Source organism: Pseudomonas sp. Cab53, from assembly GCF_018325965.1.
Taxonomy (GTDB): Bacteria; Pseudomonadota; Gammaproteobacteria; order Pseudomonadales; family Pseudomonadaceae; genus Aquipseudomonas; species Aquipseudomonas chlororaphis_E.
The window spans coordinates 4625991-4637541 of sequence record NZ_AP021902.1; the positions used below are offsets into that span (position 1 = coordinate 4625991).

The 11551-nt window shown below is 57.0% G+C and carries 4 protein-coding genes; all 4 read right to left on the minus strand.

Annotation, left to right across the window (positions count from 1 at the left end):
* Positions 1-3: 3 nt before the first annotated feature.
* The 4 genes from KI241_RS20165 to KI241_RS20180 all read right to left on the minus strand — a co-directional run bounded on the left by KI241_RS20165 (position 4) and on the right by KI241_RS20180 (position 11547).
* Positions 4-3657 carry an RHS repeat protein gene (locus KI241_RS20165; protein WP_212802921.1) on the minus strand — a complete coding sequence of 1218 codons (3654 nt, stop codon included), beginning with the start codon at positions 3655-3657 and terminating at the stop codon, positions 4-6.
* Between the two features lie 126 nt (positions 3658-3783).
* The gene (locus tag KI241_RS20170) at positions 3784-6678 is read right to left on the minus strand and encodes a hypothetical protein (RefSeq protein ID WP_212802922.1); all 2895 of its coding nucleotides are present in this window, start codon (positions 6676-6678) and stop codon (positions 3784-3786) included.
* A 41-nt stretch (positions 6679-6719) separates the two neighbouring features.
* Entirely contained in the window at positions 6720-9119 is a 2400-nt protein-coding gene (locus KI241_RS20175) for a hypothetical protein (protein ID WP_212802923.1), read from the minus strand.
* Between the two features lie 34 nt (positions 9120-9153).
* A complete protein-coding gene (locus tag KI241_RS20180; protein WP_212802924.1) occupies positions 9154-11547 on the minus strand; it encodes a hypothetical protein in 2394 nt (797 codons plus the stop codon).
* Between the last annotated feature and the right edge of the window lie 4 nt (positions 11548-11551).

An 11551-nucleotide genomic window follows, 5' to 3' on the forward strand; every position in this document is an offset into this window, starting at 1 on the left:
TGCTCATCCGGCGACGCTGATTTGCGTCAGGCGCCCCAAGGCGTCGTACTCCAGATGACGACCTTCCTCGTCCTGAATCATATGCCCGTCTGCGTCGTATTCGAGCAGTATTTCGGGTGGATACCCGGGAACACCGGTATTGGTCACCTTGCGCAATTGCGCGGGGTCCCCCGCCGGGTTCTGGGTGTCGTAGGTATAGCGGGCCGTATTGATACCTTCGGGGGACGTCGTAATCACACGGGTCAGGTTGTCGATCGCATCGAAGCCGAATACCTGCGAGAGAATGATTTTGCCGTAAGGATCGACAGGCGGTTCACTGCCTTCACAGGTGTAGAGCACCAAACGCCCCCGCGGATCGTACTCGTAAACTTCCTTGCGCAATAACACCTGTCCCTGGCGCAAGGTTCGCTCGGTCAACGCATCCACTTCGTTGTACACCTGGGTCAGTTGCTGCTCGACGCCATCAAGGTCAAACGTGCGCTGTATTTCTCGCCCCATCCCGTCGTACTCCAGGCGGATGGTCACGCTTTGCCCGCTGCTACTGTCCTCGGTGCGGATCGAACTGAGCTGCGCCAGGCTATCGAAGGTAAAGTCCGAGGATGTCGTGCCCAGACGCGTCCGCTCAAGCAGGTTCGTTGTCCTGTCATAGGTGTATGACTGGGTTTGTGCCAGTACATCGGTGTAATTCAACAGCAGGCCCAGTCGGCTGTATTCATAGTTCATCGCATAAGTATTGCCCTCTTGCACGCGCGTCTCGGCTTTCAAATCGCCGGTCGAAAAGTACTCGCGGGAGAGTTCCAGCCCACTTTCCTTGCAACTGACGAGTCGAGCGTTTTTTCCATCGCGTATGTATTCGGCCGTGACATCGCCGGGCAAGCGCCGCTGGCTGGGCTCCTCGCCCAACTGAGGTTGATAGACATAATGGATCAATTGATTGCTGGCAGTGGTCAGGGTCGCCGGTTGGGACTGCCCGGGCTCGTAGGTAAAACGCTGCGTGCGGCCACCCGTGGTCGATTCGACCATGCGCCCCAATCCATCGAAAACCTGTTGGCCCAATTCGATACCGTCGACACTTATTTCGGTCGGCAGGTCATCTGTACTGTGCAGTGCGTAACCGCGTCGGACGGTCGGGCCGCCGGGCAGGACGGTGGTCAGCATGCGATCGAAGGCATCGTAGGAGTACTCGGTCGTTGCATCACGGGCATCGGTCTCCTTGACGGTTCGCCCGAGACCGTCGTAACCGTATCGGTGCCGACTGATCAGCGTTCCATCGGTCTCGAAGCGCTCTATGCGATCAGGTTTTTCCAGCAGGTTCAGGTAGGTCACCGTCCTGCCACTGACTTTGGCATCGGTGCCACGACCCTCGCGCCATTGGGTCTGGATGGGGCCTGACCATTGCGCAGATCCCATAGGGTTGGTTTCTTCATGGACCGTGACCCCGTCCGGCCCGGTGACACTGCGTTGCATGGCCCACCCGTCGTACTCGTACGTGGAGGTCAGCGCCACCTGTAGCGCCCCCCGCCAATCGTATTGCGTTTCCTCGATCAGGTTCCCCAACGGGTCATACTTGGCCGAGTACGTCTGCCGGTACTCCTGGGCACGCAGCGGATTGTCGGCGTCATCACGCTCTTCATGTACCGGGCGGTTGAGCCCGTCGACGAGGGTCCGGGTCCTGACGCCCTTGACGTCGGTCACCACTTGCTCGGCCCGTTGCCCATCCATCGCCGTCAGCAGGTACGAGTAACGGCGCGTGGCTTCGAACGCCGGTTCATCCGGTGCAACGGTTTCAGTTTCGACACGATTCAGCGCATCGTACGTGTAGCGGATCTTCACGCCATTGTCGTCGCGGGTCAGCAGAGGCTGCCCGTGAAGCAACGAGTCTTCGCTGACAACCTTTTTACGAACTTCGAAACCGGGCGCATCATCGTGTCCAATAAAGGTTTCGGTGGTCTCCAGCACCGTCTCACCGGCCATCACGCTGGTGAGGGTCGCGTACTCGTATCGTTGCATACGGGTGGTGCCATTGAGCATGACTCGCTGGTTGAGCAGGCGGCCATGCAGGAAGGCATCGCCCGGCAGCTCGTGGTATTCAAGCAGGGTCTGCTGCAAGGTCGTTTCCTGGGCGCCTTCCACCTGTACCAGGGTTTCGCTGTCGACCGCCAGCCAGGCGTCCATCCCACTGTTGATCAGCGGCGGATGGCCCGTGTAGCGCAGGCGAGTGCGCAAGGTCGGTGCCCCAGGCTCGCCCTGGGACGAAGGGAACACGGTGGTGTCTTTGAGGTTGCGGGTAAAACGGTCCGGCGGACAACCGTCTTCCCCATTTTTCAAGTAGTAGGTGTAGACGGTCTTGATGCCATTGGGCTCGACCTGCTCGGTCTGGTTACCGTTTTCATCATAGGCACTGAGTGCGGTTTCGGCGCGGTACTGACTCGGGTCATTGTCCAGTTCCCAACTGGTGGTGACCGCCTTGGGCATCTGGAACTGCGGCACCTGGCGCTCGAACGCCACGTTCTCAGCGTAATACTGGGTCGCAACACGCATGACGCAATGTTCCTGCGTGGTTTTTTCTTCGGTCAGCAAATGGAACCGGTTGTAGCGGCGCTCCACCTGGCGTACCGCGTTGCCACCGATCATCAGGCTGGCGGTACTGCCGTATTCGTAGCTGGCGCTCAGTTTGTACAGCGGGTCCATTCCTTCTTCCCAACTGACGGTTTCGCCGGCACCCAGGAAGTTGTGGGCGGTGTAGCTGTAAACCGTTTCGATCCGCGTGTCATCGGCGTGCCCTTGGCCAAAATCGGGGTAACTGCGATGGCGGGTGACCCGTGGCAGGTTGGGGCGCGTAACGCCACCGGGGTAGGGATGCCCGCTGTCGGCGTACTCGATGGTTTCACGGCCGCCGACCGGGGTCTTGACCTCGTGCAGGCAGAGGATATTGCGAATCGGCCCGTTGCCGTAGCCAAAGCGCCAGGAGCCCTTGTCGGGGGTGGGCAGGATAATTTCGGTGACCCAACCGCTGGCGTTGAGCTTCATTTCATAGCGTGCCAACGCCGCGCCGCCGGGGCCGGCGTCGGGGCGCACGAGGATCTCCACCCATTCATCGCCGCCATGACGATTGATGCGCAACAGTTCGCCCTGGGCGTCGCTGATGCTCTGCAGGCGCTGGCCACCGCGGAACAACACGTAGGCCAGGGTCAGGCTGTGGCCGGTGGGCGCGGTGATACTCACGGGCAAGGCCACCCGGTCGTTCTGGCTGCCACCGACCTGCAGGTGTTCGACCATGCCCGACTTGTGCAGCACGCGATAGCGTTCGTTGCCGAGGTTTTCGAAGTGGAAGGTGTCGAGTTTCTTCTCGCGAATGTCGGGAGTCGTCCCGCTGCCGGTGACCTTGAAGGTTTCGCCGGTGCTCAGGGCGAGGATGCCGTCATGGGGCGTGAATTGGGTCAGGTTGAGGTTCCAGCCGACCCCAAAGCCGGAGTCCAGGGTGTTGATCGGGTTGAAGGCCAGGCTCAATGGAAAGGCCGGGCCGTTCAGCCAATTGCTCTTGACCTCGGGCAAGTCGATGGACACGGTGTACTGGCCGGTGCGCGGGTCAACGCCACCTTGTACATAACTCATGAAACTGAATGCCTGGGAGTGCACGGCACTGGAAGTGGTCATGGTTTATCTTCCTCATTAAAGGCAACTACCGACATGCTTTATTCACACGAAAAAGAAAGGCGATAGCCGGCCTGTCTTGAATGGCAAACCGACTTGCATCAAACACCCACAAGCCATTCGGGCCGATCATCTTCGTGTCAGCACCAACTTGTTACGGCTGTCTTCATTAGTCGGTGATTCGAACGAAACCGCCAGCGAATGTCGATTGCCTTCTTCATCGAGCAGGACAAGATGGAGGCCGGGGTCCAGTTTGTGGCGATACAGTTTTCGCTTATCGCCGCCCGCCCGTCCGTCATACCAATATTCCACGTCATCCGTGCGGTGCAGGCTGATCACCAGTTCGCCTTGGGCCGGCCGTTCCCCGTCGAATGCGGTCTTCAGGTTCTTCTGCAAGCCCCTCATCATCCCCCACAAGTAAGGATCGAAAGACAACCCGTCGGGCGCCGGGCTGTCGCTATTCTCGAAGTTGGCGGGATTGAAGGCGTAACCGGTGTAGCTAAAGTAAGTCTCATCGATCAATTCACTTTCCCACTGTATCGTTGAAATATTGTTTTCAATCTGCAGCGTGCTGAAGAGAATCGGATCGATTCCGCGCCGCAAATAACTGAGGTACCAGTAATCAACGGATTGACGGTAATAGCCGAAGTAATCCCATTCCGGATTTGTCTGACTGGGCGGTTCATCATGCCCGTCGCTATCCTGCCACCTGCGCTCACGTTTAAACTCATAATTCGACAGCGCGGGAGTCGCGGGCCTGATGCCCTGCACCGTCACCTCATGGTTTTCCCCCCTATCGTCCGTGGAGTTATGGGTGCCATAGGGCGAATCGAATCGCGCAAAGAAGGTATGACTGCCTTCTCGTGCAACATGGATATAAAGCTCGCGATAACGCACGCCATTATTCTTGGGTGTAGGAGGCGCCAGCGCCTGCGTTCTGGCGGCGGTGGCCGAAAAGAACCTGAAACGATTCCTGGCCTTGCTGACCGCCCAGGGGATGTCGCTGCCATATTCAATGCCTTCCTGGCCTACCGGAATGAACGGCACGGTGTTGTTGGTCAATTTATCGACCAGCCTGAGCGTCGCCAGCTCGGCATCGCTCACTGGAATGTAGACTTCCTGGCCGCCGATGGTGACTGAACTGGTTGCAATGGTGACGATGACAGGTATCTGTTGAAAGCCGTTGCTGAAACAACGGTCCAGGCCGTTGTTGACCGCAACTGAAAATTCCGCAAGTTCCAGCCAGCGCGGTTCCGGTTGCACCTGTTGGGACAGCTGGATGATGCTGAAGCCGGCCGCCCTGGCCACGCCGTTGACCAGGTAGGAACACCTCACCACACTGACCCGGAATCGGGGTTGGGCCGGGGGGGTGAATACGCCATTGCCGTCCACACTCCCCTCACCGACCACCTCCCATAAAACATCATCCTCAGGGTGCACGTCGGCATACAATTGAATCGGATCGCTGGCGGTGATCGCGGCGACATAGGCCGGTTCGACCGGCAGTGTGTGCACGGCCCTGAGCAACACGATGCTTGCTTCAATCGTTTCGCCGGTCTGTGTATCGGTCACCAGGATTCGCTGGATGGCCAACGGGTCGGTCTGGCTGGCGGGCGGAGTGTAGGTGGCGTGGTTGTTATCAATGACCTCCAGCCTGCCTTGGTCCGGCGAAAGCGAAGGCCAGCGCAAACTCCCAGTGCCCAGGGTCGTCACAGTCAGCGCAACAGGCGTTGGGTTGCTCCCTACGCCACGCACGGACACCCGTGGCGAAATGTTCATGCTTTCAAAAACACTGAGTACCAGGGCTGAACTCTTTTGCGGCCTGCCCTCTTTCATGTATTGCGCGGTCACGACGACCGGTTGCTGCTCCTTGCCCATGCGTGTCTGGCTTGGCGGCGTATAAACCCCACTCGATGTGATATCGCCCACCGACAATGGGCTCAAGGGATTGCTGACACTCCATTGGGCGCTGACGCTGGACCCGTTGCTCTTACGCGCGACAAACGTCTGCGGGCCGCTACCACTTTTCAGGCTGACGAACGCCGGCTCGACGGTCACCGTTTCGGAGGTCGACTCGATATTGCCCAACACCAAGAGATCATGGGGCGTATGGCGGCCATTGGTACTTTCGACGAACACATTGTCGTTTGGAAAAAGCAGGTTCTTCAGCACGTCCAGCTGCACATCGTCGAGCAGTTCGATCCACTCACTGTTGAGCACCAGCGAAGCCGAGTACAGCGGCTTCCCTGCGGCTTTGTCGTCCGGGATCAGGTAAGGGAAATCGCTGCCTTCAACGGGCAGCCCGTCGCCGTTTTCGTCATGGATCTTCAGCCGAACGAACAGCAGGACCGCGCCATCTTCCGGGTTGGCGGACGCCGGGGCTTTTTGTGTGCGAATGTAGAAGCCGGTTGGGCTCAAGGGGTTATACCCACTGAAATCGAACAGCCCCAGTTCAAAAATTCGCTGGTCCTCGGGCAGCACGGCCAGGCGACTTTGGATCAAGGCCGCCAGGTGCTTATCGACCCCGGTCATGCCGCCCAGGTTACAGGTCATTTGCAGGTCGCTGGCCACATCCAGCGTCACCCGCCCGCGCTTATCCACTTCCCCCACGATGGGGTTGAGGCTGAGCTTCATCTGGATGTGGTAGCCCATCGCTTCAGTGATGGTGAAACTGGACAACAAGCGCACCGCACCGCCACCGACCGGATGACTCTTGGCGGTATAGGTGCCGCTGACGATGTTCATGGTCAATGTCACCATGGACTGGTTCAACGATGCCGATGCAAATGACAGCACCGGCTTGCCCAGAAGCAAACCGTCCAGCGTCATCGACTCCGTTCGATCATCGATGTACGCCACGCCGCTGATGGGCGGGATGAAACGCCCCTCGTGCAACCAGGTCAGGTATTGCGTTTCCAGCAAACGATTGAGTTGCTCGCGACCAAACGCGACGATCGCCCCCCATCCATTCGTGATGGAGCGCCCCGTCATGCGAGTCAACAAACTTTCCAATGAGTTCGACATCATCATTCTCCAGCAATTAACAGGAACGGCCGGTGACTGGCTCAGCCATCGGCGCGGAGCATCCGGATCGTCTCGGGCACGGTGAATAACGGCAGCGGTAGGATGATGTAGCCATCATCCGAAGCCCCACCTGGCCTCGCAGGGGGGGCCAGGACGGTGATAACCACAAACCTGTCCGGCCCGGCAGGGTTCAGTGTCAGCAAACCGGTAGCAGCGTTGATTTGCGCGGAACCGCCGCCCAGCAGCACCTGCCATTGCTCATTCCAGTCACCGGGATTGATCGGGCCGTCCATGCCCATGATCGACAGTTGGAGTTGGTTCTCCGGCAAGTTGACCGCCTCATTGATCATCACCTGAAGAAATGTCGGCCGGTGCAGCACCAGCACGCTGGTCGTCTCGCTCACCCGGGTCCGTGGGTTGGTGACCACGATCGTATCGACGGTAGGTGATGACTGGCCAATGGCAGGACCAGGCACATAGCTGTGGTCCTTGCCCTCGGCAGGGTTCGGCCGCACCTCGGCCCCCGAGCTCGGATCCTGGATGCTCCAGTCCAACTGCCCGCCATCCACGGCACCGGCCGAGACGTCGTGGCCCAGGGAATCGCCGGCCGTGGCGATCATGATCAGCGGGTTCACCGACAGGCTGCGTTTCGTGACGCTCACCAGCGCCGAACTGGTGTGGGTGCCGTCGGTGGCGGTGATCACCACCCGAACCGAACTGCGCTGGATTTCAGCGGCGGTGGGCGGGGTATAGAGGCCGCTGGACGTAATGACGCCCTTGGGCACGTTCTCACCGAGGATGTTTCGCACTGACCAGGTCAGGTCGTTGCGCGGCGGCTCGGTCCGAAATTGCAGTGGAACGGTATGGGGGATGATGGGCTCCAGCTCGGTGATGCTGAAGGCGGATTGATTGGGGCCGACATGGCCAAACAAGGCCCAATCGGTCGGTGTATGCGCACTTTGAAGACTGATCGAGTTTTCACCACGAAAAAGCAGGCTGTTCAGCGTGAAAACGTTGAGGATTGGCAAGGTAGAGATAAAACGCTCATAGGCGGGCTCCAAAGTCGCGACCAACTTATCCTGGTAAATTTCTCCGAGCACGTCCCAATCCTCGGCCGTCAGGTACTGACTCAACTCATTCGAACTCGCCACGTATCGGTGCGCACCGACCATCTCGGTCCGTCTTTCAAAAACCAAATTCCCATTTTTTATTAGCAGCTCAAAACTCAGACCACCGCCATAGACAAGTAATATTTGCGCCGGCACGTTATATTCCACACCTTTGTATTTACGCAAAACAACGTTCGGCTGAACTTGAACACCGACGACAGCCAAACCGCAATACTTTATCTCTGCGCCCTCCTCCAACCAAGACGGATAACCTGGCGTAACAAAGGAAAAATAGGATGGAAAGTCCTCATACACGTTATAAAACTTTATTTCAAGATTAGGAATTTCAATATCAAACCTGGAATTACTTACCATACCCCAAGGCTCTTTTATTCCACCTTTCATTCCACGAATGCCATAAAAAACATCATTACGAATAATGTCATCATACTCAAACTCAGGAAGCTGATTAACCTTTCTCAAGCCGTTGGCCATAATTTTTTCTTTGACCATGTCGCAAGCAAGCAACACCGTCACAGAATGGCCTTCTGGTAAGAGATACTTCAGGTCCGCATTATCGATAGGCACATAGCCATTCTCATCCCCCTCCATGGCGACAAACACGACTACGGCACCTTCCCCCTCGTCTTCATCGGCCAACAGCCTGACGCCCGAGTCCTTTTTGTTATGGGTGCGAATATGAAACTTGGAAGGTTTCAAGAACTGATCCGATTCAAATCTCAGCTCGTTCAACACGAATACTCTCTGCGTTTCCGGCAACCCCTTGAAATGGTTCTTGAAGCGTTCGCCCGCCACCCGCTGTAAATGCTCGGAGGGCATATCGATCAAGCGATAATTGCTGCCATTGGATATGTCCAGTTCCACCCGCCCCGCCGTGGTGACCGAGCCAGCGCTTGCCGTGAGATCAATGTCGAACTTCAACCCAGGCCCATCCAGTACATCTTTTTCGGACACCCGGGTGAGCGACCATTGTTGGGCACCTTCTTGCTTGGTGAAAGACAGGTGGGTGCCGCCCACTTCTTTCATTGTCAACTTGGCTGCAGACTTTTGCAGGTTGGAACCGGCAAATGACAGCCGCGGTGCGTCCATTTGATAATTGTGCAGAAAGTTCTTCTGGGTCGGCGTGGTACTGTCGCGTACCTCTTCGGTGATGGGCTGCATGAAGTCGCCGGTACTGAACCGCGTTATGTACTCCTGCAACAACACCTTGTTGGTTTCGCTGCGCCCATACGCCAGAATCGCGCCCCAGCCTAATGTCCGGGGTTTTTCTTTGAGCCAGTCCAGCAAGGTGTCGACGGAATTGATGTCCATGACTGAATCCTCTCGTTGAGCATCGACCAGCTATTTATGGGTTATCGCACAGCATCCGGACTGTTTCTGGGACGCTGAACAGTGGTAACGGCAAAATGATGTAGCCGTCATCCGAAGCCCCACCTGGCCTCGCAGGGGGGGCCAGGACGGTGATGACCACAAACTTGTCCGGCCCCGCAGGGTTCAGCGTCAGCAAACCGGTAGTGGCATTGATTTGCGCAGAACCGCCACCCAGCAATACCTGCCATTGCTCGTTCCAGTCACCGGGATTGATCGGGCCATCGTCCCCTATGATCGACAACTGGAGTTGGTTCTCCGGCAAGGTGACCGCTTCATTGATCACCACATGGAGGATTGCCTGACGGTGCAGCACCAGCACGCTGGTGGTTTCGCTCACCCCAGTCCGTGGGTTGGTGACCACAATGGTATCGACGGTGGGCGAGGATTTAGAGATGGCAGGTCCCGGTACATAGCTATGGTCCTTGCCCTCGGCGGGGTTAGGCCGCACCTCGGCCCCCGAGGCCGGATCCTGGATGCTCCAGTCCAACCGCCCGCCATCCACGGCGCCGGCCGAGACGTCGTGGCCCAGGGAGTCACCGGCCGTGGCGATCATGATCAGCGGGTTCACCGACAGGCTGCGTTTCGTCACGCTCACCAGCGCCGAGCTGGTGTGGGTGCCGTCGGTGGCGGTGATGACCACCCGGACGGAACTGCGCTGGATTTGAGCATCGGTAGGGGGGGTGTACACACCCGTGTTGGTGATCGTTCCCTTGGGAACAGTCTCACCGAGAATGTTGCGCACCGACCACGTCAAATCGTTTCGACGCGGCTCAGTGGTGAACGTGTGTGCAACCGTATGAGGGATGATGGGCTCCAGCTCAGTGATGCTGAAGGCCGATTGTCTGGGGCCGACGTGGCCGAAAGCTGCCATGTCGCCAGGGCAATGAACACTGTCGAACCGGACGGCGTCTTCGTTGCGGAACAACAAGCTATTAAGCGTGAAGACATTAATTTCTGTCGTCGGGCTTATAAACGTTTCAATCGTCTGCCGTAGAAACGGAGCAATCATCCCCTCGAAACTTGCCTTGATCCGCGGAAAGTCTTGGATTAAAAGCGGCTGATCTTGATAGGTCCCAACACTTACATCGACCTTAAACAGCTCATTGCTTTCATCAACCGCCAACATTATCCTTCCGGTTTGCGGCTCCAGCTTATATTTAAATCGCCAAACACACTCCCATGCAGACCCCAGATTCCCACTGATAGTGGGTGGAAAGGTACTATAGAAAATAATGCATGATTGCTCTTTGGTCCCTCGCCAATCCAATACAATTTCTCCAGCCTCACGACGGACACGAAACGAAGCAAGACCTGGCTGCGGCCCTCCCCCGTGATCGGAGAAATTGGTAATCAAGGACACCACCTGGATAAATTTAATATAGCGATCAGCTGTAGGCGTACCGTCGTAAAAATGTTCAGCGTATTTCCCTTTCCCCCCAAAGCCGATCATCTCAGTGAAGCCGTTCACGGTTTCAAACTCTGCACGAAAGGCGTCTTCCAACGTGTGCGTCCGCCTGACGCCTTCAGCGATAATTCTTTTAAACAACATTTCGCTTCCCAAAAGCACCGTAGCCGAGTGCCCCTCCGGCAACAAATACCTCAGGTCCGCATTATCGATAGGCACGGTGCCATTCCCATCGCCCTCCATGGCGACGAACAGCAATACCTCGCCCTCGCCTTCGTCTTCGTCAGCCAACAACCTGACCCCCGATTCCTTCTTGCTACGGGTGCGAATATGAAACTTCGAAGGTTTCAAAAACTGATCCGGTTCGAACCTCAAATCGTTCAACACGAATACTCTCTGCGCTTGCGGCAACCCCTTGAAATGGTCTTGGAAGCGTTCCCCCGCTACCCGCTGCAAATGCTCGGACGGCATATCGATCAAGCGATAATCGCTGCCATTCGAAATGTCCAGTTCCACCCGCCCCGCCGAAGTGACCGAGCCGGTGCTCGTCATGAGATCGATGTCGAACTTCAACCCCGGCCCATCCAGTACATCCTTTTCGGACACCCGGGTAAGCGACCATTGCTGTGCGCCCTCCTGCTTGCTGAAAGACAAGTGGGTGCCGCCGACTTCTTTCATCGTCAACTTGGCCGAAGACTTCTGCAGTTTGGAACCGGCAAATGAAAGTCGCGGTGCGTCCATTTGATAGTTATGCAGAAAATCCTTATGGGTCGGCGTCATATTGTCGCGAATCTCTTCAGTGATGGGCTGCATGAAGTCGCCGGAACTGAACCGGGTGATGTATTCCTGCAACAACACCTTGTTGGTTTCACTACGCCCATACGCCAGAATTGCCCCCCAACCTAATGTCCGGGGTTTTTCCTTGAGCCAGTCCAACAAGGTATCGACGGAATTGTTGTCCATGATA